This window comes from Streptomyces sp. NPDC004788, from assembly GCF_053601115.1.
Window position 1 is genome coordinate 18,485 of record NZ_JBSGBF010000036.1, and the last position, 23,391, is coordinate 41,875.

The 23,391-nt window shown below is 72.4% G+C and carries 26 protein-coding genes; 13 read left to right on the forward strand and 13 right to left on the reverse strand.

The genetic code is table 11. The features are described 5' to 3' along the window. Window positions 1-89: 89 nt before the first annotated feature. Window positions 90-1,025, forward strand: coding sequence for a helix-turn-helix domain-containing protein (locus ACWEJX_RS17970; RefSeq protein ID WP_451608451.1), 936 nt, complete (start codon window positions 90-92; stop codon window positions 1,023-1,025). A 63-nt stretch (window positions 1,026-1,088) separates the two neighbouring features. Here ACWEJX_RS17970 and ACWEJX_RS17975 read toward each other — a convergent pair whose 3' ends face one another. From ACWEJX_RS17975 to mqnC, 4 genes are all read right to left on the reverse strand, one after another. After that, entirely contained in the window at window positions 1,089-2,378 is a 1,290-nt protein-coding gene (locus ACWEJX_RS17975) for a geranylgeranyl reductase family protein (RefSeq protein ID WP_451608393.1), read from the reverse strand. Window positions 2,379-2,437: 59 nt separating this feature from the next. Continuing rightward, complete coding sequence (locus tag ACWEJX_RS17980; protein ID WP_451608394.1) at window positions 2,438-3,130, reverse strand: demethylmenaquinone methyltransferase; 693 nt, start codon at window positions 3,128-3,130, stop codon at window positions 2,438-2,440. Window positions 3,131-3,242: 112 nt separating this feature from the next. After that, window positions 3,243-3,842 carry an imidazolonepropionase-like domain-containing protein gene (locus ACWEJX_RS17985; protein WP_451608395.1) on the reverse strand — a complete coding sequence of 200 codons (600 nt, stop codon included), beginning with the start codon at window positions 3,840-3,842 and terminating at the stop codon, window positions 3,243-3,245. Window positions 3,843-3,858: 16 nt separating this feature from the next. Continuing rightward, the gene (gene mqnC, locus ACWEJX_RS17990) at window positions 3,859-5,058 is read right to left on the reverse strand and encodes a cyclic dehypoxanthinyl futalosine synthase (protein ID WP_403795138.1); all 1,200 of its coding nucleotides are present in this window, start codon (window positions 5,056-5,058) and stop codon (window positions 3,859-3,861) included. 200 nt (window positions 5,059-5,258) lie between these two features. Between mqnC and ACWEJX_RS17995 the strand changes: the two genes are divergently transcribed. Beyond that, complete coding sequence (locus tag ACWEJX_RS17995; RefSeq protein ID WP_451608396.1) at window positions 5,259-6,350, forward strand: alpha/beta hydrolase; 1,092 nt, start codon at window positions 5,259-5,261, stop codon at window positions 6,348-6,350. A gap of 9 nt (window positions 6,351-6,359) precedes the next feature. Here ACWEJX_RS17995 and ACWEJX_RS18000 read toward each other — a convergent pair whose 3' ends face one another. Continuing rightward, a complete protein-coding gene (locus ACWEJX_RS18000) occupies window positions 6,360-7,262 on the reverse strand; it encodes a menaquinone biosynthetic enzyme MqnA/MqnD family protein (protein ID WP_451608397.1) in 903 nt (300 codons plus the stop codon). 260 nt (window positions 7,263-7,522) lie between these two features. Here ACWEJX_RS18000 and ACWEJX_RS18005 point away from each other — a divergent pair, with 260 nt between their 5' ends. From ACWEJX_RS18005 to ACWEJX_RS18030, 6 genes are all read left to right on the forward strand, one after another. Further along, window positions 7,523-7,726: a cold-shock protein gene (locus tag ACWEJX_RS18005; RefSeq protein ID WP_046908818.1), complete on the forward strand. Its 204-nt coding sequence runs from the start codon at window positions 7,523-7,525 to the stop codon at window positions 7,724-7,726. A gap of 196 nt (window positions 7,727-7,922) precedes the next feature. Next, window positions 7,923-8,366 (forward strand): DnaJ family domain-containing protein, encoded by a 444-nt coding sequence (locus ACWEJX_RS18010; protein ID WP_451608398.1) that lies wholly within the window; start codon window positions 7,923-7,925, stop codon window positions 8,364-8,366. 141 nt (window positions 8,367-8,507) lie between these two features. Further along, window positions 8,508-10,442: a serine/threonine protein kinase gene (locus ACWEJX_RS18015; RefSeq protein ID WP_451608399.1), complete on the forward strand. Its 1,935-nt coding sequence runs from the start codon at window positions 8,508-8,510 to the stop codon at window positions 10,440-10,442. A gap of 78 nt (window positions 10,443-10,520) precedes the next feature. After that, on the forward strand, window positions 10,521-11,702 hold the full coding sequence (locus ACWEJX_RS18020; protein ID WP_451608400.1) for an esterase-like activity of phytase family protein: 1,182 nt from the start codon (window positions 10,521-10,523) through the stop codon (window positions 11,700-11,702). 90 nt (window positions 11,703-11,792) lie between these two features. Next, entirely contained in the window at window positions 11,793-12,311 is a 519-nt protein-coding gene (locus tag ACWEJX_RS18025) for a mycothiol transferase (protein ID WP_451608401.1), read from the forward strand. 161 nt (window positions 12,312-12,472) lie between these two features. Then, window positions 12,473-13,888 carry an RCC1-like domain-containing protein gene (locus ACWEJX_RS18030; protein WP_451608402.1) on the forward strand — a complete coding sequence of 472 codons (1,416 nt, stop codon included), beginning with the start codon at window positions 12,473-12,475 and terminating at the stop codon, window positions 13,886-13,888. 94 nt (window positions 13,889-13,982) lie between these two features. Here the strand turns inward: ACWEJX_RS18030 and ACWEJX_RS18035 are convergent, their stop codons facing one another. From ACWEJX_RS18035 to ACWEJX_RS18045, 3 genes are all read right to left on the reverse strand, one after another. Further along, window positions 13,983-14,225 (reverse strand): hypothetical protein, encoded by a 243-nt coding sequence (locus ACWEJX_RS18035; RefSeq protein ID WP_451608403.1) that lies wholly within the window; start codon window positions 14,223-14,225, stop codon window positions 13,983-13,985. Beyond that, window positions 14,222-15,091, reverse strand: coding sequence for an isocitrate lyase/PEP mutase family protein (locus ACWEJX_RS18040; protein ID WP_451608404.1), 870 nt, complete (start codon window positions 15,089-15,091; stop codon window positions 14,222-14,224). Before ACWEJX_RS18040 ends, ACWEJX_RS18035 begins: the two co-directional genes overlap by 4 nt. 125 nt (window positions 15,092-15,216) lie before the next feature. Beyond that, window positions 15,217-16,008, reverse strand: coding sequence for an alpha/beta fold hydrolase (locus ACWEJX_RS18045; RefSeq protein ID WP_451608405.1), 792 nt, complete (start codon window positions 16,006-16,008; stop codon window positions 15,217-15,219). A gap of 101 nt (window positions 16,009-16,109) precedes the next feature. Here ACWEJX_RS18045 and ACWEJX_RS18050 point away from each other — a divergent pair, with 101 nt between their 5' ends. Further along, window positions 16,110-16,781, forward strand: coding sequence for an HAD-IA family hydrolase (locus ACWEJX_RS18050; RefSeq protein ID WP_451608406.1), 672 nt, complete (start codon window positions 16,110-16,112; stop codon window positions 16,779-16,781). 33 nt (window positions 16,782-16,814) lie between these two features. Here ACWEJX_RS18050 and ACWEJX_RS18055 read toward each other — a convergent pair whose 3' ends face one another. Further along, window positions 16,815-17,390: a ClpP family protease gene (locus ACWEJX_RS18055; RefSeq protein WP_451608407.1), complete on the reverse strand. Its 576-nt coding sequence runs from the start codon at window positions 17,388-17,390 to the stop codon at window positions 16,815-16,817. 143 nt (window positions 17,391-17,533) lie between these two features. Between ACWEJX_RS18055 and ACWEJX_RS18060 the strand changes: the two genes are divergently transcribed. Further along, entirely contained in the window at window positions 17,534-18,169 is a 636-nt protein-coding gene (locus ACWEJX_RS18060) for a TetR/AcrR family transcriptional regulator (protein ID WP_451608408.1), read from the forward strand. Next, on the forward strand, window positions 18,169-18,795 hold the full coding sequence (locus ACWEJX_RS18065) for a DUF1707 SHOCT-like domain-containing protein (RefSeq protein WP_451608409.1): 627 nt from the start codon (window positions 18,169-18,171) through the stop codon (window positions 18,793-18,795). Before ACWEJX_RS18060 ends, ACWEJX_RS18065 begins: the two co-directional genes overlap by 1 nt. Before the next feature lie 27 nt (window positions 18,796-18,822). Here the strand turns inward: ACWEJX_RS18065 and ACWEJX_RS18070 are convergent, their stop codons facing one another. Together ACWEJX_RS18070 and ACWEJX_RS18075 are read right to left on the reverse strand one after the other, a co-directional pair. Further along, window positions 18,823-19,497, reverse strand: coding sequence for a DUF1326 domain-containing protein (locus ACWEJX_RS18070; RefSeq protein WP_451608410.1), 675 nt, complete (start codon window positions 19,495-19,497; stop codon window positions 18,823-18,825). Between the two features lie 82 nt (window positions 19,498-19,579). Beyond that, window positions 19,580-20,344 carry a MerR family transcriptional regulator gene (locus ACWEJX_RS18075; RefSeq protein ID WP_451608411.1) on the reverse strand — a complete coding sequence of 255 codons (765 nt, stop codon included), beginning with the start codon at window positions 20,342-20,344 and terminating at the stop codon, window positions 19,580-19,582. Window positions 20,345-20,481: 137 nt separating this feature from the next. Between ACWEJX_RS18075 and ACWEJX_RS18080 the strand changes: the two genes are divergently transcribed. Beyond that, entirely contained in the window at window positions 20,482-21,051 is a 570-nt protein-coding gene (locus ACWEJX_RS18080; RefSeq protein WP_451608412.1) for a YciI family protein, read from the forward strand. Window positions 21,052-21,091: 40 nt separating this feature from the next. On the opposite strand, the gene ACWEJX_RS18085 is transcribed toward ACWEJX_RS18080, so the two are convergent. Next, window positions 21,092-21,508, reverse strand: coding sequence for a Zn-ribbon domain-containing OB-fold protein (locus tag ACWEJX_RS18085; RefSeq protein ID WP_451608413.1), 417 nt, complete (start codon window positions 21,506-21,508; stop codon window positions 21,092-21,094). 13 nt (window positions 21,509-21,521) lie between these two features. Next, on the reverse strand, window positions 21,522-21,971 hold the full coding sequence (locus tag ACWEJX_RS18090; RefSeq protein ID WP_451608414.1) for a DoxX family membrane protein: 450 nt from the start codon (window positions 21,969-21,971) through the stop codon (window positions 21,522-21,524). A gap of 189 nt (window positions 21,972-22,160) precedes the next feature. Between ACWEJX_RS18090 and ACWEJX_RS18095 the strand changes: the two genes are divergently transcribed. Beyond that, window positions 22,161-23,378 (forward strand): flavin-containing monooxygenase, encoded by a 1,218-nt coding sequence (locus ACWEJX_RS18095; protein ID WP_451608415.1) that lies wholly within the window; start codon window positions 22,161-22,163, stop codon window positions 23,376-23,378. The last annotated feature ends 13 nt before the right edge of the window (window positions 23,379-23,391 follow it).

Genomic DNA, 23,391 nt, shown 5'->3' on the forward strand with positions numbered 1-23,391 from the left:
TGGGCGACAGGGACTTGGGCGACACCGGCGTGGACGACACCGGCGTGGGCGACACGGACTCGGGCGACACGGACTCGGGCGCGGCATCGGTGGCCGTCGTCCTCGTGCCCGACGAGCGGGGCGCGATCTCCCCGTGGGACCTGTACGAACTCTCCGTCGCGTCCATGGTCTTCGGCATCCCGCACGCCGACCTGGCCGACCCCTGGTACACGCTGCGGGTCTGCGGCCCCGCGCCGCACGCCACCCACGGTCTGGAGGGACTCGCCGGCGCGGACACCGTGATCGTGCCGTCCGTCCCGGACGCGGTGGTGGAGGGCCGGCAGGAGCTGCCCGCCGAGCTGGTGGCGGCGCTGCGGGCGGCCGCCGGGAGCGGGGCCCGGATGGTGTCGATGTGCAGCGGCGCCTTCGCGCTCGCCGCGGCCGGGCTGCTCGACGGGCGCCGGGCGACGCTCCACCACGCGTACGCGACCGAACTGGCGGCCCGCCACCCGGCGGTGACCGTGGACCCGGCCGTCCTCTACACCGACGACGAGACCGTGCTGACCAGCGCGGGCGCCGCCGCCGGCCTCGACCTGTGCCTGCACCTCGTACGCAAGGACCTCGGCGCGGCGGTCGCGGGCGCGCTGGCGAGCCGGCTCGTCGTCCCGGCCCAGCGGCCCGGCGACCGCCCGCAGTTCGTCGAGGCGCCGCTGCCGGCGGGCGGGGCGGACCCGCTCGGGCCCGTGCTCCACTGGGCGCTGGAGCGGCTGCACGAGCCACTGTCCGTCGACGAGCTGGCGCGCCGGGCCCGGATGAGCCCGCGCACCTTCCACCGCAGGGTGCGGGAGGCGCACGGCACCACCCCGCTGCAGTGGCTGCTGCAGCAGCGGGTGGCGCGGGCGCAGACGCTCCTGGAGGCGACGGACCTGCCGGTCGAGCGGATCGGGGAGGAGAGCGGTCTGGGCTCGGCGGCGAACCTGCGCCGCCACTTCACCCGTACCGTCGGCGTCTCCCCGACCGCCTACCGTGCCCGGTTCACCCGCTGAGGCTCACACCTTCGGGGCCCAGGCCCTCGGGGCCCGGGCCTCCGGGGCTCAGGCCTTCGGGGCTCAGGCCTTCGGGGCCACCTTCGACAGGCCGTTGATGATGCGGTCCATCGCGTCGCCGCCCGTCGGGTCGGTGAGGTTGGCCAGCATCTTCAGCGTGAACTTCATCAGCAGCGGGTGGGTCAGGCCGTGCTGCGTCGCGACCTTCATGATCTTCGGGTTGCCGATGAGCTTCACGAAGGCGCGGCCCAGCGTGTAGTAGCCGCCGTAGGTGTCCTTGAGGACCTTCGGGTAGCCCTGGAGGGCCAGTTCGCGCTGGGCGGGCGTGGCGCGGGCGTGCGCCTGGACGATGACGTCGGCGGCGAGCTGGCCGGACTCCATCGCGTAGGCGATGCCCTCGCCGTTGAACGGGTTGACGAGGCCGCCGGCGTCGCCGACGAGCAGCAGGCCGCGGGTGTAGTGCGGCTGGCGGTTGAAGGCCATCGGCAGGGCGGCGCCGCGGATCGGCGTCGTCATGTTCTCCGGGGTGAAGCCCCAGTCCTCCGGCATGGACGCGCACCACGCCTTGAGGACCTCGCGCCAGTCCAGCTCGCGGAAGGCGGCGGAGGAGTTGAGGATGCCGAGGCCGACGTTGGAGGTGCCGTCGCCCATGCCGAAGATCCAGCCGTAGCCGGGCAGGAGACGGTCCTGCGGGCCGCGCCGGTCCCACAGCTCCAGCCAGGACTCCAGGTAGTCGTCCTCGTGGCGCGGGGTCGTGAAGTACGTGCGGACCGCCACGCCCATCGGCCGGTCCTCGCGCCGGTGCAGGCCCATCGCGAGCGAGAGCCGGGTGGAGTTGCCGTCGGCGGCGACGACGAGCGGCGCGTGGAAGGTGACCTCGCGCTTCTCCTCGCCGAGCTTCGCCGTGACGCCGGTGATCCGGCCCGTACGGGCGTCGACGACCGGGCCGCTCACGTTGCAGCGCTCGTAGAGCCGCGCCCCGGCCTTCTGCGCCTGCCGGGCCAGCATCTCGTCGAAGTCGTCGCGCTTGCGGACGAGTCCGTAGTCCGGGTAGGAGGCGAGATCCGGCCAGTCCAGCTGGAGCCGCACGCCGCCGCCGATGATCCGCAGGCCCTTGTTGCGGAGCCAGCCGGCCTCCTCGGAGATGTCGATGCCCATCGCCACCAGCTGCTTGGTGGCGCGCGGGGTGAGGCCGTCGCCGCACACCTTCTCGCGCGGGAACGCGGTCTTCTCCAGGAGCAGGACGTCGAGTCCCGCCTTGGCCAGGTAGTACGCGGTGGTCGAACCCGCCGGGCCGGCCCCGACGACGATCACATCTGCGCTGTGCTCGGACAGGGGCTGCTGCTCGGTCACGGCGGGGTCTCCCGAAAGGGTCGAGGAATTGGGGGGTGGGGGCAGTCTATTGGGGAGGGTTACGCCTTGAACCCGCGGTGCAGGGCCACGATCCCGCCCGTGAGGTTCCGCCAGGCCACCTTCGACCAGCCGGCCTTCTGCATCATCCCCGCGAGGGTCGGCTGGTCGGGCCAGTCCTGGATGGACTCGGCGAGGTAGACGTACGCGTCGGGGTTGGACGACACGGCCCGCGCGACCGGCGGCAGCGCGCGCATCAGGTACTCCTCGTAGACCGTGCGGAACGGCGCCCAGGTGGCGTGCGAGAACTCGCAGATGACGACCCGGCCGCCCGGCTTCGTCACCCGGTAGAGCTCGCGCAGCGCCTGGTCGGTGTCCTGGATGTTGCGCAGGCCGAAGGAGATGGTGACGGCGTCGAAGACGTCGTCCTTGAAGGGCAGCCTGGTGCCGTCGCCCGCGGTGAAGGGCATCCACGGGTGCTTCTCCTTGCCGACCCGCAGCATCCCGAGCGAGAAGTCGCACGGCACGACGTACGCGCCCGCCCGGACGAACGGCTGCGAGGACGTCGCCGTGCCGGCCGCCAGGTCCAGGACCTTCTGCGCCGGGCGCGCGTCGACGGCCTTCGCGACCTCCTTGCGCCAGCGCCGGTCCTGGCCGAGCGAGAGGACGTCGTTGGTGAGGTCGTAGTTCGCCGCCACGTCGTCGAACATCGAGGCGACTTCGTGCGGCTGCTTGTCCAGGGTTGCGCGGATCACTGGCGTTCGCCTCACTTGTGTCGTACTGCCGTGTCGTACGGCCGGATCACGTCCGGATCACGTCCGGATGACGTTACGCCCGCATTGTCGCAGGGCACCCTGGACGCACCGGTCAGCGGGCCCGGTACACCAGCCGTCCGCCGAGGACCGTCGCCACGCACGTGCCCGCGCCCTCGCGCACGAGGGACGCGCGGTCCGGGACGTCGAAGACCGCGAACCGGGCCGGGCCGCCGGCCGCCAGGGCGGGCAGCAGGACGAGCGGCGTCGGCGAGAGGGACGGCGGGCCCGGCAGGCTCGGCGGGCGCTGCCCGACGGCGAGCCCGGCCCGGCGCACCGCGTCCTGGGCGGCGCGCCCGCGCAGCTCGCCGGCGACCGCGACCGTGCCGTGCGCCAGGAGCCGCTGCACCCCGCGCCGCGCGCTGGCGCCGAGCCGCGCCGGGTCGGCGCGGAAGATCGCCCGCGCCCCCTCCCCGGTGATCGGCTCGGTGCCGTACTCGTCGGCCTCGCGCGGGTCCGGGTGGTAGGTCGCTTCGAGCAGTTCGGGGCCGTACGGGTTGAGCAGCCCCGGCGTGAGGATGCCGGGCCAGCGGCGCAGCCGGGCGTCCTGGTTGGCGGCGGCCAGTTCCTCGTACGGGCCGACGGCGGCGAGGCGCGCGCCGTCGACGAGGACCGCGGTCCCGGGGGACGCCTCGGCGACGTGGAGCGTGAGCATCAGGGGCCGTCCGGGCTCAGTTCGCGTCGAGGAGCTTCAGCTCGGGGTGCGCGGTGCCGCCCTCGATCGCGGTGGACGAGATGTGCGAGGCGACGCGCTCGTCGACCGGGTCGTTCGCCGGGTCGTCGTGGACGACCAGGTGCTCGTACGTCGTCGAGCGCTGGGCCGGGACGCGGTCCGCGGCGCGGATCATGTCGATCATCTCGCGCAGGTTGGAGCGGTGCTTGGCGCCCGCCGAGGAGACCACGTTCTCCTCCAGCATGATCGAGCCGAGGTCGTCCGCGCCGTAGTGCAGCGTGAGCTGGCCGATCTCCTTGCCGGTGGTGAGCCAGGAGCCCTGGATGTGCGCGATGTTGTCCATGAAGAGGCGGCTGACCGCGATCATCCGCAGGTACTCGAAGAGCGTGGCCTGGGTGCGGCCCTTCAGGTGGTTGTTCATGGGCTGGTACAGGTACGGGATGAAGGCCCGGAAGCCGCCCGTCCGGTCCTGCGTGTCGCGGATCATCCGCAGGTGCTCGATGCGCTCGGCGTTGGTCTCGCCGGTGCCCATCAGCATCGTCGAGGTCGACTCGACGCCCAGCTTGTGGGCGATCTCCATGATCTCCAGCCAGCGTTCGCCGCTCTCCTTCAGCGGGGCGATCGCCTTGCGCGGGCGCTCCGGGAGCAGCTCGGCGCCGGCGCCGGCGAAGGAGTCGAGGCCGGCCTCGTGGATGCGGGTGATGGCCTCCTCGACGGAGACGCCGGAGATGCGGGCCATGTGCTCGACCTCGGACGCGCCGAGGGAGTGGATGACCAGCTGCGGGAAGTCCTTCTTGATGGCCGCGAAGTGCTTCTCGTAGTACTCCACGCCGTAGTCGGGGTGGTGGCCGCCCTGGAACATGATCTGGGTGCCGCCGAGCTCCACGGTCTCCGCGCAGCGGCGCAGGATGTCGTCGAGGTCGCGCGTCCAGCCCTTCTTGGTGTCCTTGGGCGGCGCGTAGAAGGCGCAGAACTTGCACGCCGTCACACAGACGTTCGTGTAGTTGATGTTGCGCTCGATGATGTACGTGGCGATGTGCTCGGTCCCCGCGTAGCGACGGCGGCGCACCGCGTCGGCGGCGGCGCCGAGCGCGTGCAGCGGCGCCGAGCGGTACAGGTCGAGCGCCTCCTCGGGGGTGATCCGGCCACCCGCGGCGGCGCGGTCGAGAACAGACTGGAGTTCGGCCTTCTCGGTCACCGGGTGAGTCCCTTTCGGAGGGTGCGGACGGGCACGTCCTGCGTACTGCGCGCGTACTCCGCGCTACTTCTCGGACGCGGCCAGCCTACGCCAGCGCCCTCACGCGGATTCGGGCCGGTCCCGAGCCAACCGAACACCCGTCGGATCCCTCTCCCTCTTCGGAATCCGCCGTAACGCCCGAAAAGCACCCGGAGCCCGTCATGACACGTCGTCGCCCGACCAGGTCCCTCGCGACCGCCCTCGCCCTCAGCGCCGCCGTCGGCGCCCTCGGCACGGTCACCGGCTGTTCCTCGTCCGACGAGGGCGACCCGGTCTCCTTCGACACGCCGAGGCGCACCGGACCGGCCCAGCAGCAGGCGGTGCACCGGCTCAAGCCCGGCCATACGGGCTCCGACGCGGGGCGTCCGGGCACCGCCGTGCCCCGGACCCTCTTCCCGACGGGCCCGAAGGCGTCGTTCACGGTGCTGCGCGACCTCGCGGACGGCACCAAGATCGGCGCCACCGAAGTCCAGGGCGCGAAGTCCGGGTTCTCCGGGCACGTGTGGGTGTGGGCGCCGAAACAGTATTTCGACCCCGCCTACTCGGAGACCGGCTTCCCGGTCCTGATCGCCCTGCCGGGCGGAAAGGGCTACCCCGCGAATTACTGGACGGGCAAGGGCATCGACTTCCCCGGGCACATCAACCGGTGGGTGGACGAGGGAAAGAGCCTTCCGTTCATCGTCGTGATGCCCGTGCTCAACCCGGACGCCAAGTTCTACTACGACGGCAGTGATATCCCGGGGCACCCGAAAATCGGCACCTGGCTGACCGAGGACGTGCCGGATTTCGTCCGGGCGAATTTCCGTACCTTCGGATCCCGGGACGGCTGGGCGATCATGGGCTCGTCCTCGGGCGGCTTCGTCGGGCTGAAATCCGTGCTGCAGAAGCCGGACAAATTCAAGGCCGTGATCGCCTCGGGCCCCGACGTCGCCCCGGACTCCCCGCTGTGGAAGGGGCACGAGCCGGCCCGCCTGGCCAACGACCCGGGGCGGCTCGCGACGGCCCTCGCCCGGAAGCCCGACACGCCGGACAACCGGGTCTACCTGGCGTTCCAGCTGGGCACGCAGGAGACCAAGCTGACGCCGATCGTGAAGGGCTTCATCCGGACGTACACCAACAAGGGCCCGGTGAAGTCCCACCTCCAGATCATCCAGAACGGCAAGCACAACGCGCGCAGCTACATGCAGGGCATGGACGAGAGCTCGATCGCCTGGATCAGCCAGTTCCTCCAGCCGCCGATCCCCTCCGCCTGACGGGTACGCCTAGCGGGCCGGGAGCAGTTCGACCCGTACGTCCGCCGGGAAGCCGGTCGTGGGACCGGTCCGGCGGGCGAACTCCCGCACGCCCGCGAGCTGCTCGGCGCCGAAGCGGAAGTCGAGCGTCCGGAAGTACCGCTCCAGCAGCTCCGCGTCGAAGGCCTCCCAGCGCGCCGCCTGCTCCGCGACCTTCGCGACCTCCTCCAGGGAGAGATCGCGCGAGGCCAGGAAGGCCCGGTGCACGTCACGGACGGTCTCCGGCTCGCGCGCCAGGAAGTCCTTCCGCACCGCCCACACCGCGAAGACGAACGGCAGCCCCGTCCAGTCCTTCCACATCAGCCCCAGGTCGTGGACCTGCAGGCCGAGCCGCGGCGCGTCGTGCAGCGAGGCCCGCAGCGCGGCGTCGCCGATCAGCACCGCCGCGTCCGCCTCCTGCATCATCAGACCGAGGTCGGGCGGGCACGTGTAGTAGTCCGGCGACACGCCGTACTGCTCGGCGAGCAGCAGCTGCGCCAGGCGCACGGAGGTGCGCGAGGTCGAGCCGAGCGCGACCCGCGCGCCGTCCAGCCGGTCCAGCGGGCGCTGCGAGACGATCACGCAGGACATGACGGGACCGTCGCAGCCGACGGCGATGTCCGGCAGCGCGACCAGCTCGTCGGCGTGCTTGAGGTATTCGACGAGGGTGATGGGGCCGACGTCGAGGTCGCCGCGCACCAGCCGCTCGCTGAGCTTCTCCGGGGTGTCCTTCGTCAGCTCCAGATCGAGGAGCGTCCCGGTGCGGGCCAGGCCCCAGTAGAGGGGCAGACAGTTCAGGAACTGGATGTGTCCGACCCGCGGCCGGCTGCGCCGGTGATCGTCGTGATCGTGGTGATCGCCGGGTGCGCCGCTTGCCTCAGTTGCATTGTCCACATCGCGAGGCTAGACCCGTCTCGAACCGTGGACATCGGCGGGTGGGCCGTCAGCGCGTACGGCGCGTGTCAAACATCCGGGTGACGTGATCTTTCCCTCTACCCCTCCGAGCACGCTGCGTGCTACGCTCGACGCAAGTTGCAGTTTGGTTTCCCTTGCAGTACAGAGCCTGCGGAGCATGTGACCCGCAGGCTTTTGTAGTTTTCAGACTTGGTTGCAGGTTCTGGAGCAGGGCGACCCTTTGGCCCATAGGAGGGCTCATGGCTACCGGAACCGTGAAGTGGTTCAACGCTGAAAAGGGCTTTGGCTTCATCGCCCAGGAAGGCGGCGGCCCGGATGTCTTCGTCCACTACTCCGCGATCAACGCCTCTGGCTTCCGCTCCCTCGAGGAGAACCAGCAGGTGAACTTCGACGTCACGCAGGGCCCGAAGGGCCCGCAGGCGGAGAACGTCACCCCGGTCTAAGTGACCCCGGGGTCGACGATCGCGATCCTCTAGAGCTGTACCCAAGGAGCCCTGCTCCGTGCACGTCATGTGTACGGAGCAGGGCTCCTGCCGTTTTCCCGGCTGCCGCTCCCCGGGCGGGACAGGCGGTGCGCGGACCCGTACGCGGACCCGAACGCGCCGTGACCGCCCCGCCCGGCGTACGTACGCTGGACGCATGACCGAACGGAAACCGCCCGGAGTCAGCTTCGAGTCATTCGTCGACAGGCAGATCCGCGAGGCGGCCGAGCGCGGCGAGTTCGCCGGGCTGAGCGGCTTCGGCAAGCCGCTCGCCGACGACACCGCGCCGTACGACGAGCTGTGGTGGGTCAAGCAGAAGATGCACCGCGAGGGCTTCGCGGCCCTCCCGCCGGCCCTGGCCCTCCGCAAGGAGGCCGAGGACGCGGCCGAGGCGGCCCGCACCGCCGTCTCCGAGTCGCAGCTGCGCCGCGTCCTCGGCGACATCAACACCAGGATCGCCGCGGCCCTGGCCCGCCCACCGGCCGGCCCGCCGCTCAACCTGACGTTGTTCGACGTGGAGGCGGCGGCGGAGGAATGGCGCCGGGCACACCCCCGAAACCCCCGGGACCACTCCCGTGACCCCCGGGAGCCCCGGGACTAGCCCGGAGTCCGCCCGGAACCAGCCCGGAGTCCGCCCGGAGTCCGCCCGGAACCGCCACCCCCTCGCCCGGTGTCCTCATCTACCCTGAACCGCGTTCGGATTTGACCATGCATCAGGTGCGATCAGGGGGACCAGACCGGCATGAGCGGCGAGAACGGGACAAGCGGAAAAGGCAGCGGCATGGAGCCGCTCGCCGCCGGGGATCCGCGGACGGTCGGGCCGTACCGGCTGCTCGGGCGGCTGGGGTCCGGCGGCATGGGACGGGTGTTCCTGGGGCGGTCCGAGGGCGGGCGCACGGTCGCCGTCAAGGTCGTCCACGAGGAGCACGCGCAGGATCCGCAGTTCCGGGCCCGGTTCCGGCGCGAGATCGAGGCCGTGCGGCGGGTCGGCGAGCACTACACCGCGCCCGTCCTGGACGCCGACCCGGACGCCGGGCGCCCGTGGGTGGTGACCGGCTTCGTACCCGGGCCGTCCCTCGAACAGGTCGTGCGGGAGCACGGGCCGCTGCCCGCCGACTCGGTCCTCGCCCTCGCGCTCGGCCTGCTGCGGGCGCTGCAGGGCATCCACGGGGCCGGGATCCTGCACCGCGACCTCAAGCCCTCGAACGTGATGCTGACCGTCGAGGGCCCCCGCGTGATCGACTTCGGCATCGCGCGCGCCCTTGAGCCCTCCGTCGAGTCGCTGCTCACCAGCACCGGCATGGTGGTCGGCTCGCCCGGCTTCATGGCGCCCGAGCAGGTGCGCGGCGAGTCCCTGGGCCCGGCGGCCGACGTCTTCGCGCTCGGCTGCGTGCTGATGTACGCGGCGACGGGGCGACTGCCGTTCGGGCACGGGGCCAGCAACCAGCACGCGATCATGTTCCAGATCGTGGAGGCGGAACCGGAGCTGCACCGGGTCGAGGGCGCGGAACTGCGCGCCTTCATCGGCCGCTGCCTGATCAAGGACCCCACCGAGCGCCCCGGCATCGAGGCCCTGCTCGCCGACCCGGCCCTGCCGGGCGAGGAGTCGGGCCGCGGGGCCGTGGGCGGCGCCTGGCTGCCGCCCGACCTGGTGGCCCGGCTGGCCCGGCAGGCGGCGCGGCTGCTCGACGCGGAGGCGCTGTCGGTGGAGCTGGAGCGGGAGGCGGCGGAGGCGGAGGCCGGGGCGGAAGCGAAGGCGGAGGCCGGGGCGGGGACCGGGGCGGAGACCGGGGCCGGAACCGGGGCTTCGGACACGGGGACGCTCGGGCTGCGCCCGAAGGCGGCGGGCACGGCTCCGGCCGGGACGCGCGAGCCGCGCCGGGCCTCCCGCATCTGGGCCGTCGTGGCGGCCGTCTTCGTCGTCCTCGGCGTCAGCGGCACGGTCGTGAAGCTGATCGACAACGACGCCGACCGCCGCGACCTCCAGGGCGCCCCCGGCGTGACCGCGAGCTCGCCCTCCGCCACGGCCCCGGCGGGCACCCCGAGCACGGGCACGACACCGCCGAACCAGGCCCCGACCGCCGGCGCCTCGTCCGCTCCGCCGTCGCAGGGCGACCCGCCGGCGGACCCGGGCGGCGCGGCGGGTGGAGCGGCGGGCGGCGGCTCGGCCTCCGGCGGCTCCGTCTCCGGCGGTACGGTCTCCGGCGGCTCCTCGTCCTCCGGCGGTACGGTCTCGGGCGGCGGCTCCGGCAGTGGCGGTACGGCCCCGAGGCCGCCCGCCACGACCACCGCTCCCCCGCCCGCCAGGACCACGGCGCCCACCACGACGAACAGGATCTCGTCGGCGTTCGCCGGCACCTGGTCGTACACCAGCGCGTACAACCTCGGGCAGCCGAAGACGGTCTACATCTACCGGGTCGCCCCGGGCCAGATCGCCGCCAGGATGATCACGGAGATCAACGGCGGCCACTGCGAGCACGTGGCCAAGCTGATCTCGATCACCGACGGCGGCAAGCGCATCAACCTGGGCGGCACGATCGTGGACCAGGCCCGTTCGGACGGGTATCCCTCCTGCACGAACGGCGACCCGTCCTTCTTCGAGCTCGCCGTCCCGTCCGGCCTCCGTCACGACGTCGGCCCGGCCTACGGCGACGGCTTCCACTACGAGCGCGCCTGAGAGCCACTCGGGAGCAAGATCCGAAATACCCGATCGGGTGACTGCGGCGCACGGGCGGGCCAGGCCAAGATCATCGGCATGCGAGCTTCCCTGACGCGCCGTGCGTGCGCCGCAGCCCTGCTTCTGACCTCGACCCTCACCCCCGCGGTGGCCATGGCCGCCGCCCAACCGGCGGACCCCGCGCGGCCGGTGGCGCGGGCGGTGGCGCGGGCGGCACAAGCCCGTCTGCTCGGCGAGAAGATCGTCCCGCACAAGCTCGACTTCGAGGGCACCACGGTCGGCGGCCTCTCCGGCGTCGACCGCAACCGGTGCACCGGCGAGTACGTGTTCATCAGCGACGACCGCTCGTACCTCCAGCCCGCCCGCTTCTACACCGCCAGGCTGGACGTGGACGCGGCCGGCGTGCACGCGGTCGACTTCACCGGCACCCACGCGTTCCGCCAGCCCGACGGCTCGGTCTACCCGGCGCCGACCGTCGGGGACGGCAAGGCCGTCGATCCGGAGGAGATCCGGGTCGACCCGCGCACCTGCGACTACTGGTGGGGTCAGGAGGGCGACCGGCCCAAGACGGTCGGACCGCCGGTGATCCAGCCGTCCATCCAGTTCGCCTCCCCCACCGGCGACTACCTCGGGCAGCTGCCGCTGCCCGCGAACTACGAGATCACCATGGCGGAGCGCGGGCCGCGCCGGAACCAGGCGATCGAGGCGCTCACCTTCGGCGCCGGGGGCCACGAGCTGACCAGCGCCATCGAGGGCCCGCTGCTCCAGGACGGGCCGGAGCCCACGGTGGAGCACGGCGCGCTCGTCCGGGTGACGCAGCAGACGCGCGACGGGCGGGTGCTCGGGCAGTTCGCCTACCCCCTCGAAAAGATCTTCGCGGTGAACGACCCCACCAGCCCCTGGGGCCCCGACACCGGCGTCCCGTCGATCCTCGCCTTCCCCGACGACCCCGACCGCTACCTCGTGCTCGAACGCACCTGGGTCGCGGGCGCCGGCTACAAGATCCGCCTCTTCGACGCGACCACGCGCGGCGCGACGGACGTCCAGGCGGTGGACTCGCTGGCGGGCCAGGCCGTCCGGCCGATGCGCAAGACGCTCGTGGCGGACTTCGACACGCTCGGCCTGTCGACGGTCGACAACACGGAGGGCATGACGTGGGGCCCGACGCTGCCGTCGGGCGAGCGCTCGCTGGTCCTCGTGAGCGACGACAACTTCGCGGAGGAGGCGGTGACCCAGATCGTCGCGCTGGCGGTGCGCTAGCGCCCCACGGGCGGCGGAGCGGAACCCGGCGGCGGGGCCGGGTTCGGCGTACCGTGGTGCGTGAAGAGGTCCGTGACCACGAGGAGGGCCATGAAGAGCGCCGAGCTTCTCCTTGATGCCTTCAGCCGGATCCGGGACGCCGTCCACGAGGCCGTCGAGGGCCTCTCGGACGCCGAACTGACCGAGCGGATCGATCCCGACGCCAACACCGTCGCGTGGCTGATCTGGCACCTGAGCCGCATTCAGGACGACCACATCGCCGACGCGTTCGGTACGGAGCAGGTCTGGACGTCCGAGGGCTTCTCCGGCCGCTTCGGCCTTCCCTTCCCCGAGGACGCCACCGGCTACGGCCACACCTCCGCCCAGGTCGCCGCCGTCCGCGCGCCCGCCGACCTCCTCCTCGACTACTACGACACCGTCCACGCCCGCACCGTCGAGCACGTCACGTCCCTCACCGACGCCGACCTCGACCGCGTCGTCGACACCCGCTGGACCCCGCACGTCACGCTGGGCGTCCGTATCGTCAGCGTCATCACCGACGACAACCAGCACGTGGGCCAGGCAGCGTACGTGCGCGGGGTGGTGGAGCGGGCGGGCGGGGCCGGCTAGGCCGTTTCTTTCGGATCAGGCCGGCGAGATCCGGAAGAGACGGCCTAGGACCAGGGGGCTGACGTCGGGTGCGGGCAGGCGCGTGTCGGGGGCGGGAGCCCGGCGCGCCGGGCCATGCTCGTGGGCCGGGGGGTCGTGACACCCACACCCGAGGACGGTCCATGCGATTCCCACGCCCCAGCACCCGCGCGCTCGGACGCGCCGCCGCCGTCTGCGCGGCCGCGCTCCTCGCGAGCGGCGCCTTCACCGCCCAGGCCGCACCCACCGCCGCCGCCCCGCCGGCCGCGGTCCTCCCCGCCGCCGTCGCCCCCGCCGCCATCGCCCCGGCCTCCGTCGCCCCGGCCGCGGTCCTCCCCGGGCCCGTCGTCGCCTGGGGCGCGAACAACACCGGGCAGCTGGGCGACGGGAGCACCACCGACAGCGCGGTCCCGGTCCGCACCGGGCACAGCCGGCGGACCACCGGCATCGACGGCGGGGTCAACCACAGCGTGGCGCTGCACTCCGACGGCACCGTCTGGACCTGGGGCCTGAACAGCGACGGCCAGCTCGGCGACGGCACCAACACCGGGAGCACCCGCCCCGTCCAGGTCTGCGCACCCGGCCGGACCGCCCCCTGCACCGCCTTCCTCACCGACGTCGTCGCGGTCGCCGCCGGCGCGTTCCACAACCTGGCGCTGCGCTCCGACGGCAGCGTCGTCGCCTGGGGCGACAACGAGTACGGGCAGCTCGGCGACTCCACGACGACCAGCCGCAACACGCCCGTCCAGGTGTGCGCGCGGTCCGCGACCGCGCCCTGCGCCACCTTCCTCAGCGGCGTCACCAGTCTCGACGCGGGCTCCTGGCACAGCCTGGCCGTGCACGCCGACGGGACGGTCAGCAGCTGGGGTCTGAACTCCTCCGGGCAGCTCGGCGACGGCAGCGACGACTTCCAGAAGTCGGTTCCCGTCCAGGTCGCCCTCACCGGCCCGGCGGCCGGCAGCGTGGCCGGCGGCGGCAGCCACAGTCTCGCGCTGCTCACCGACGGAACGGTCCGCGGCTGGGGCCACAACTTCTTCGGCCAACTGGGCGACGGCACGGCGACCGGCACCAACACGCCCGTCCAGGTCTGCGCGCCCGGCCAGACCGCCCCCTGCGCCGCCTTCCTCACCGGCGTGAACCAGATCTCCGCCGGCGGCGACCACAGCGTCGCGCTCCTGAACCTCCAGAACCAGCAGTCGGTCGTCGGCTGGGGCGACAACCGCGCCGGGCAGCTCGGCGACGGCACCTTCAACCACCAGCAGAACCCGATCCCTGTACGGGCCTGCGCCACCGGCCAGACCGCGCCCTGCTCCGCCTTCCTCACCGGTGTGAACGAGATCGCCGCCGGCAGCGAGCACACCCTCGCCGTGGCATCGGACCTCACGGCCCTCGGCTGGGGTTCCAACGCCAACGGCCAGGTCGGCGACGGCACGACGACCGACCGGCACGTCCCGGTCCAGGTCTGCTCGGGCCGCCGGCCCAACCCCTGCGCGGAGCCGCTGACCGACGTGATCGCGGTCGCGGCGGGCATCGCGCACAGCCTGGCCACCCACCACTAGCCCGCGGCAGACGGAGACGGCCGGACACCGCCCTCGTGGTGTCCGGCCGTTCCGCTGTACGGCCGTCCGGCCGTCCGGCCGTTCCGCTGTACGGCTACGAGGCGGCCGGCCCGACGCCCATCAGCGCCTGGATCGCGTCCACCGCGCTGCCGTCGTGGTCGCTGCCCGCCGTCCCGCCGCTGCCGGCCTGCACGTTCCCCGCCCGGTCGATCTCCACGACCGAGTCGGCCTGCCGGTTGTCGATCACGGTGACGAGGCTCTCGCCCGCGACGGCGGGCCCGGCCCCGGCGGCGAGCAGCACGGCCGCGAGCCCCAGCGCCCGCAGGGCCGCCGTCACACGCTCACCTGCTCCTGCTGCTCGTGGTGCCGGGCGATGTTCCGCTCAAGGAGCCGGGTGGAGGCGGCGACACCGATCCCGCTCGCCGGATCGAAGGCGGGCAACCGCCCGTCCTGGGCCTTCAGTTCGGTCAGCGCCGAGTCCATCGCCGCGTGCGCCGCGAACAGGCACGGCGTGCTGTAGATGGCCACGTCCACGCCCAGCTCCGACAGCTCGCCGAGCGAGAGGCGCGGCGACTTCCCGCCCGCGATCTGGTTGAAGAGCAGCGGCTTGCCGTCCACGACCTCCCGGATCCGGCGGATCCACTCCACGCTCCGCACGCCGTCCACGAGCACCACGTCCGCGTCCGTCGCCGCCAGGCACTTCGCCCGCCGCAGGATGTCGTCCTCGTCCGTCGCGTCCGTCCGCGCCACGACCACCAGGTCCCGCCGCGTCTGCAGCACCATCTCCAGCTTGGCCAGGTACTCCTCCAGCGGCAGCACCTGCTTCCCGTCCGCGTGCCCGCACCGCCGCGGCCGCTTCTGGTCCTCCAGGATCACCCCGGAGGCCCCGATCCGCTCCAGACCCTCGACGACGTGACAGGCCACCTCCGGGTCCACGTAACCGTCGTCGATGTCCACGAGCAGGTGGTGCCGCGGGAACGCCCCGCGCAGCCGCTGCACGAAGGCCACCATGTCCGGCCAGGCGATGAACCCGATGTCCGGCAGCCCGTAGTACGAGGCGGCGAAGCCGAACCCGGACACGAACATCCCGTCGTAGTGTTCGGCGGCGACGGACGCCGAGTACATGTCGTACACGCCGATCAGCGGCGTGGTCCCGGGCGCGGCGATCTGCCGCCGCAGGTCGTTCCCGTAACTCGTTCCCATCACATGACTCCTCGTCGACACGCTGACACTTTGCCAAAACAAGATGTTTTCGGGAGACAAGCGGGAAAGTCCCGTGACGAGCGCTTTACTCACTCTCCAGGTGGACCGGATTCACCCTGGAAACGTCATCGGAGGAACGTCTGCACGGTGGGCGCGAGCAGCGGCGAGAACATCAGGTCGTAGTGCGTCGCGCCCGGGATCACGCTCAGGCGGGACGCCGTACGGCCGGTGCCCTCCCAGCCCGGGTCCTGCCGCCCGCCGCCGAGGAGCCCGAAGAACTCCACCATGTGGGCGGGCCGGATGCCGTCCGCGTCGGCGAAGACGAGGAGGACGGGCACGGTGAGCGCGGCGAGCTCGTCGCTCCAGTCGTAGTGCCGCTGGTTCAGCGCCGCCACCTTGCCGACGAGCACCGGCCAGTCCTCGGCCCGGGGCGCGATCCGCGCGTACAGCTCGTACATCGGCGACTGCTTCAGGAACTCCGCCGCGGCCTCGCTCATCTGGTCCATCTGCGCCGTGACCTCGGGGAACCAGCCGTCGCGCCGCGCCGGAACCGAGATCAGGACCAGCCGCCGGACCAGCTCCTCGTGCTGGATCGCGACCCGCGCGGCCGTCGCGGCGCCGAGCGAGTAGCCGAGCAGGTCGACCTGCTCCAGGCCCAGGTGCTTGACCAGCGCGGCGACGTCGTCCCCCATCGCCTCCGCCGTCATCTCCCGCTCGGCGGCGACCGGCGTCCGCCCGTGCCCCTGCAGGTCCACGGTGATCACCCGCCGTCCCTCCCCCAGCCCGGCGGCGAGCAGCGGCTGGAACATCTCACCGGCACCGAAGCCGCCGTGGAGGAGGACGAGCGGCGGCTCGGTGCTCACCGGCCCGTGCTCCTCGAAGTACAGGGACACTCCGTTGACGTCGGCGTAGGGCATCGCTTGTTTCCTCTCAGGTGGTTTCGAGAGGTAGACGGCGGCGGTCGCGAAAACTCATCGGTCAAGACGCCTGCTGATGTCAGGGACGTAGCATCGCCAGCGTGACCAGCGAAAACAGCGAGAACAGCGAAACCGGCGAGCACTTCGTCCTCTTCGACGTCGACGGCACCCTCATGGACGCCGTCGCCAACCAGCGGCGCGTCTGGCACTCCTGGGCCGCCCGGCACGGGCTCGACGGGGACGAGGTGTACGCCGTCGCGCTCCGGACGCGGCCCGTCGAGACGTTCGCGACCGTCGCGCCGGGGCTCGACCCCGAGGAGTGCCTGGCGCTGCTGCACGCGCTGGAGGACGAGGACGTACGGACGGGGACGTACGCGGCCTTCGCCGGCGCCGCCGAGCTGCTCACCGCGCTGCCCGCCGGCCGGTGGGCGCTCGTGACCTCGAACTACGAGCACCGGGTGCGCGGACGGTTCGAGCGCACCGGTCTTCCGGTGCCGGAGGTCGTGGTGGACGCGGCCGCCGTGAGCGAGGGCAAGCCGTCGCCGGTGCCGTACCTGCGGGCCGCGGAGCTGCTCGGCGCGGACCCCGCCGGCTGTCTCGTCGTCGAGGACGCGCCGTCCGGCGTGCAGGCGGGGCGGGCGGCCGGGATGACGGTCTGGACGGTCAACACCCCGACCGCCGCCGAGGGTTCGCACCGCCACTTCGGCACGCTGGCCGAGGCCGCACCGGAGATCCTGGCCCGGGCCGTGTCCCGAGCGCAGGTCGGCTCCTAGGGACTGCCCGACCCTGATCCATCGGACAGGCCCCTAGTCCGCGCCGTCGCTGTCCAGGACGTCGTCGATGAGGCCGTACTCCTTGGCCTCCTCGGGCGTCAGCCAGCGGTCGTCCGCGAAGTCGGCGGCGATCTGCGCGGTCGTGCGGTGGGTGTGCTCGGCGAGCAGCTCCGTGATGCGGATCCTGGTGTGGTGCAGCTCGCCGACCGGGGTGCCCTCGCCGTCTGCCGTCGCCGCGTCGGCGAAGGACGGCAGGTGCAGCATCATGCGCGTGTTGGGCAGGGCGTGGCGCCGGCCCGGGGTGCCGGCCGTGACGAGGAACTGGGCCATGGAGGCGCAGTAGCCGAGGGCGATGGTCGTCACGTCGTTGTCGATGTGCCGCATCGCGTCGTAGATCGCCATGCCGGCGGGGACCGATCCGCCCGTCGAGTTGATGTAGAGGGTGACGGGGAGGTCGCCGTTCTCGGCGGCGAGCAGGAACAGCTGCGCGGTGACGCGGTCGGCGGTCTCGGCGGTGATCGGCTCGGCGATGTGGATGATCCGGTGACGCAGGAGCCGGTCGAGTACCGGGTCGGGGGCGGGGTCGGGGGCGGGGTCGTTGTCCGGCATGGCAAGGGGATGTCTTCCACCGGGCGGGCGCCGCGTCACGGGACCCACCCCAACGGGCTAGCGCACACCGCTTGTTAGCCACCTGGACAACAGGATATTGTCCAGCCTGCCAACAGGAGAGAGTTGCGAGGGCACGACCCACCATGACCGCTGCTGAACGACGACGACGGCGCCGCACTCCGGAGCAGGCCCGTGCCGAGATCCTCGACGCCGCCACCGACCTCATCGCGCGGTACGGGCCCGACGGCGTCGGGCTGCGGCGGGTCGCGGAGGCGGTGGGGGTCACGCACGGACTGGTGACGCACTACTTCGGGACGTACCGCGCGCTGGTGCGGGCCGTCCTGGAGCGGGAGAACGAGCGGAAGCGGGAGCTCGTACGGGAGCGGATGCGGGCCGACGGGCAGGTGCCGTACGCGAGCGGGATGACCGACGTGCTCTTCGAGATCCTCGGGGACGAGCGGTACGTCCGGCTGTGGGCGTGGTCCAACCTGCACGACTGGGACGTCGAGAAGGCCCCCGACTCCCCCACCAACCTGTCCCGGCTCGTCGACGTGATCGAGGACGGCATCCGTACCGTGCTCCCCGCGCCGGAGGGGCCGGACCGGGCGCGGATCGAGATGGTCGTGCTGCTCGCCATGTCCGGTGCGTACGGGTACGCGATGGGCCGGCGCTACTGGCTCACCGACCTCGGCCACGACCCCGACGAGCCCGGGCGCGACGAGGCGTACCGCGCCGCCCTCTCCTCCGTACTCGCCGCCCATCTCGGAGGGTTGACGTAATGCCGGAGAAGCACCCCAGCCACAGCCAGGACCACGGCCACGACCTCGACCTCGGCCTCGACCGCAACCACGACCTCCACATCCTCGCCTCGGACTCCGAGCGCCACGCCGCCGAGGAGCGGCTGCGTTCCGCCGTCGAGAACGGGCGGCTGCCGTTCGACCAGTTCGACGCGCGGCTCGACGAGGTGCACGCGGCCCGCACCCGGGGCGATCTGGAGGCCGCCTGCCGCGGCCTGCCGGTGCCGGGCCCGCGGGACGCGCTCGTGGTGGACCGGCCGCCGACCTCGGGGACGTTCCTGGCGGGGATCTTCGGGGGCTTCGTACGCAAGGGGCAGTGGGTCGTGCCGGCCCGGATGACCACCTGGTCGATGTGGGGCGGCGGCCGACTGGACCTGACCGAGGCGCGGTTCAGCAGTCAGGACACCGTGATCCGGGCCGTCGCGCTGTGGGGCGGCACCAAGATCTGGGTGCCGGAGGACATCGAGGTCGAGGTGAAGGGCTTCGGCCTCTTCGGCGCCTTCGACAAGCGCGCGGCCAGGCGGATCGGCAGGCCGGGCACCCCGCGCGTGACCGTCAAGGGCATCGCGCTCTTCGGCGCGGTGGTGACGCGGACCAGGCGCCGCTGATCCGCCCCCTCGCTCCTCGGCCCGGCGTCACTCGTCGGGGCCGCTCCAGTCGAACGGGAAGTGCTTGCTCGACTGCCCTTCGCGGTCCCACTTGAAGCCGAACGCGTCCGCGCGGTCGGCGGTCGCCCGGCCCCAGGTGGCGACCTGGCCGGGGCCGACCTCGGCGCCCGGGGGGTTGTGGACCTGGACGCGGGTGCCCTCCGGCGTGGTGGGGCCGGTCAGGGCCGCGGCGCTCGCGCGCACCTTCCCGGGGATCTCGACGCTCCAGGTGGCGAGGTCGTCGTCGATCGCGAACTCGATCGGCACGACGTCCATGCCACGCATCTCGGGGCCGAACATCCCCACGAACTGCGCGGGCCAGCCGCCCGCCTGTCCGCCGAAGATCGCGCCGAGGGCCGTCCGCTGCGACTCGTCGGCTCGTTCGTCGAGGAAGACGGCGGCGAAGGGGTCGGTGTGCTCGCCCGCCCAGACGTTTCCGGTGAAGGAAGCGACGATGACGACGCTGAGGTCGTCGAGGCGGACGTCTCCGTAGTTCCCCTCGCGTATGTGCCAGGCCATGATGCCTTCGCAGTCACCGTAGGTCGGGGCCTGGGCCCAGGTGCAGGGGCAGGGGATATCGCATTTGCAGGTGTCGAACCAGTCGCCGGTGATGTGCCAGCGGGTGTCGGTCCCGGTACTCGCTGTCGTGTCGGTAGAGGTCATCTCGCTCGCCTCCCACCTTCCAGCATGACCCTGTCGACGGTCTGCAGCCCGTCGACAGTTCACGCGCGGCGGTCAGCTCGGATCAGCTCAGCCGGGCGTCCGCGTAGACAACCATCGCAGCGCGCTGATACTCGGCCAGGCCCTCGGCGATCTTGTCGAAGTTCGCGCGAAAGCGCGGGTCCTCGGCATAGGTCGCGGCGAGGCCCCGGTACGCCTCGGCGTTCGGGGTCCAGAAGCGGCAGACGTCCCGGTAGTGGACGTCGACCTCGGCCTGGACCGCCGGGTCGTCGGCCGGCGTGCCGGCGGCCATGAACTCGGCGAAGCGGATCATCTGGGCGGTGACCTCGCGCTGCCACTGCTCGCTGGTCTCCGGCGTCAGCGCCTCGACGGCCTGCTGGGCCTGCGCGTACGCCTCCGGATAGCGCTCGCGCGTCTCCGCCTCCAGCTCCGGGTCGGGCTGGAAGCCCTCGAAGAGGTTCTCGGGCCGGTTGATCTCCACGTCGGGCATGTTCGTGTCCTCGCTTTCGAGTGCGGCGATGGTGCGGGCGACCGTGCGGGCCAGGGTGCCGAGCCGGTCCTGTTCCGTGAGCAGCCGGGCGTGGTGCTCGCGCAGGACGGCCACCCGGTCGGCCTGGCTGTCCAGGACGGCCTGGATCTCGCGCAGGCCCACGTCCAGCTCCCGCATCAGCAGGATCTGCTGGAGGCGGAGCAGCTGGGACTCCTCGTAGTAGCGGTGTCCGTTGCTCGCGGTCCACGCGGGCGGCAGCAGTCCGATCTCGTCGTAGTGCCGCAGGGTCCGGGAGGTCACCCCGGACATCCGGGCCACGTCCGCGATCGACCAGGCCATGACGGTGGCCCCCTTCGTCGTTCCCTCGCCGGGGCCGGTCCTTCCGGCCCCACACGAAGACCGTAGGAGTTGCCGCAGCGTCAACCGCAAGTCGAAATCGCTCGACACGACCGCCGGCCCGAACTGATCATCGGGCCATGGAATTCCTCTGCTACCACCGCGACCGGCCCGGCTCGCTGCCGCTGCGCCAGGAGCTCGTCGAGGCGCACTGGTCGTACATGGACGGGTACGAGAAGGAGCTGATCGCCCGCGGACCGACGTTCACCAGGGACGACGAGACGCTGACCGGCAGCGTCCACATCGTCGACCTGCCCGACCCGGCCGCGGCCCGCGCGTTCGCCTTCGACGAGCCGAACTACCAGGCCGGCGCCTACCGCGACGTGATGATCCGCCGCTGGCGCAACGGGCTCGGCCGCACCATGTGGGAGTACCCGGGCGGCCGGGCCGGCGGCCGCCGCTTTCTGGTGCTCGGCCTCGGCCTGCCCGTACACCTCGACTCGGGCGAGGCCCCCGACCTGGCCCTCCCCGACGACCCGGACGGCGATCTCATCGCGTACGGCCCGCTTCTCTCCGACGACGGCGCCACCTGGCTCGGCACGGCGGCGCTCCTTCGCGCCCCGGACGCGGAGGCGGCGCGGGCGCTGCTGACGGCGGACCGGTATGCCGACATCGAGGTGCACGACTGGGAGATGGGCGGCCGCCGCTAGGGGGTGTCCGGCCCTGGTCCGCCGGACCGGCCCCGGCCCGCTAGGCGGCCTCGCGGGCCGGTCTGAACACCGGCACCCGGAAGTCGCCCTCGGGCCGGAAGTCGACCTCCAGGTCCATCCCGATCCGCAGCTCCGCCGCCTCGCAGCCCACGACCTCCGTCATCATCCGCGGTCCCTCCGCGAGGTCGACGACCGCCGCCACGTACGGCACGCGCTCGCCGAACGGCGGGAGGTCGTTGCGGTGCACGACGGACCAGGTGTAGAGCACCGCCCGGCCGCTCGCCCGCCGCCACTCCACGTCCTCGCTCCAGCAGTGCGGGCAGAACTCGCGCGGGTAGTGGTGCGGGCGGTCGCAGGCCGTGCAGTGGCGGAGCAGGAGCCGGCCTTCGGCGGCGGCGTCCCAGTAGGGACGGGTGAAGGCGTCGGCCTCCGGGAGGCTCGCGGGGGTGGCCGTCATGAGAACAGTCCCATCAGAAGAGTCCGATCGCGTGGTCGAGGGACCAGGTCTGCCAGGACACGGCGAAGAGGGCGACGAGGGAGATCAGCGCCATCATCGCGTTCTGCCCCTGCTCGGCCCAGTCGTGGATCATCAGGGTGAGGTAGAGCAGGTTGAGGAGCAGGCCGCCGACCAGGGCGACCGGGGTGAGGAGACCGGTGACCAGGCCGAGGCCGAGGGCGAGTTCGGCGTAGACGACGACGTACGCCATGAGCTTGGGGCGCGGGGCGACGACGCTCTCGAAGCCGTTCTTCACCGCCGGCCACTTGTGCTTCGCGGCGACGTCCGCCGCCCAGGCTATGCCGGTGCCGCGCTCGAACCAGCCCTTCCGGTCCTTGTGGCGCCAGCTCTCCAGCCACCACAGGCCGAGGCCGATGCGGAGGACGGCGAGCCATTCGGCGCCGGTGAGCCAGATCGTCTGCATGGGTCCGCCCGCCCTTCGACACGGAATCCGACGACACGGAATCCGGAAACCTGACAGGCCGTCAGTTCAGCGGATGGGCCCGGCTCTCCGCAAGACCCCCGCCGGTTCCCCGCACCCGTGATCGATTCGCAACCGAACTCCCTCTTGACCGAGACCCACGGCGTGTACGCGTCATTACGCTCAGCAGTCATGACCACCCCCCTGACCCACCCCGTCTACGTCATCGGCGGCGGCCCCGGCGGACTCGCCGTCGCGGCGACGCTGCGCGAACGCGGCGTACGGGCCGTCGTCCTGGAGAAGTCGGACGCGATCGGCAACTCCTGGCGCCACCACTACGACCGGCTGCGCCTGCACACCACCCGCCGCCTGTCCGCCCTCCCCGGGCTGCGGATCCCGCGCTCCTTCGGACGCTGGGTGGCCCGCGCGGACGTGGTGCGCTACCTGGAGAAGTACGCCGAGTTCCACGACCTGGAGATCGTGACCGGCGTCGAGGTCGACCGGGTCGAGCGGGAGGCCGACGGCTGGGTGCTGTACGGGACCGGGGGGCGGCGGCTCGTCGGCTCCGCCGTCGTCGTGGCCACCGGCTACAACCACACGCCCCGCCTTCCCGAGTGGCCGGGCTCCGATGCGTACACCGCCACCCACGGCCGCGAGCTGCTGCACGCGAGCGCGTACCGCAACCCCGCCCCGTACGAGGGCCGCGACGTCCTCGTCGTCGGCGCCGGCAACACCGGGGCCGAGATCGCGGCCGACCTGGCGGAGGGCGGCGCCGCCCGGGTCCGGCTCGCGGTGCGCACCGCGCCGTACATCGTGCGCCGCTCCACCCTCGGCTGGCCCACGCAGCGCAGCGGCGTGCTGGCGCGGCGGCTGCCGGTGGGCCTGGTGGACCGGCTGACGGGCCTGGCCGGCCGCTTCATGACCGCCGACCTCTCCGCGTACGGGCTGCCCCGGCCCACCGGCGGCCTGTACGCGCGGGTCGGCGAGGGGGCGATCCCGGTCCAGGACGTGGGCCTGGTCGCCGCCGTCCGGGCCGGGAAGGTCGAGCCGGTGGCGGCCGTCGCCGGCTTCGAGGGCGCCGAGGTCGTCCTCGCGGACGGCTCCCGCCTCACCCCGGACGTCGTCATCGCCGCGACCGGCTACGAGCGCGGGCTCGAACCGCTGGTCGGGCACCTGGGCGTGCTCGACGAGCGGGGGCGGCCGGCGGTGCGCGGGGCGCGCTGCGCCCGGGAGACCCCGGGGCTCTACTTCACCGGGTTCACCAATCCGATCAGCGGGATGCTGCGGGAGATCGCGCTCGACGCGGAGAAGATCGCGAAGCGCATAGCGAGGGCGCGGGCGAAGGGGGAGCGGACCAGGAAGGCGAGGGGGAAGAGGAAGGGGAAGACGAAGGGGCGCGGGAAGGCGTAGGCGGAGGGGAAGA